General features: G+C 70.7%; 1 protein-coding gene. It reads left to right on the plus strand.

Annotated features, from left to right (window positions below):
- Window positions 1–53: 53 nt before the first annotated feature.
- A partial coding sequence (locus PSEWESI4_RS00030) for a DUF4147 domain-containing protein (protein WP_187669146.1) occupies window positions 54–543 on the plus strand: 490 nt, incomplete at its 3' end.

Genomic DNA, 543 nt, shown 5'->3' on the forward strand with positions numbered 1-543 from the left:
CCGTGCGGACTGCAATCGGTCCCCTGCACGCAATAACAACACTGGAGTCCGTCATGCCCCTCGATCCGCAATCCCTGCTCCGCGAGCTGTTCGCCACCGTCATCGCCGCCGCCCACCCGCGCCAGGTGCTCGCCGACCACCTGCCCGCCGACCGTTCCGGGCGGGTCATCGTCATCGGCGCCGGCAAGGCCGCCGCGGCCATGGCCGAGGTGATCGAGCGCGAGTGGCACGGCGAGATCGCCGGCCTGGTGGTCACTCGCTACGGCCATGGCGCCGACTGCCGCAAGATCGAGGTGGTCGAGGCCGCCCACCCGGTGCCCGACGATGCCGGCGAGCGCGTCGCCCGCCGGGTGCTGGCACTGGTCAGCAACCTCAGCGAATCCGACCGGGTGATCTTCCTGCTCTCCGGCGGCGGCTCCTCGCTGCTCGCCCTGCCCGCCGAGGGCATCACCCTGGCCGACAAGCAGGCGATCAACAAGGCCCTGCTCAAGTCCGGCGCGACCATCGGCGAGATGAACTGCGTGCGCAAGCACCTCTCCGCCA

The organism is Zestomonas carbonaria (genome assembly GCF_904061905.1).
Classification (GTDB): Bacteria; Pseudomonadota; Gammaproteobacteria; order Pseudomonadales; family Pseudomonadaceae; genus Aquipseudomonas; species Aquipseudomonas carbonaria.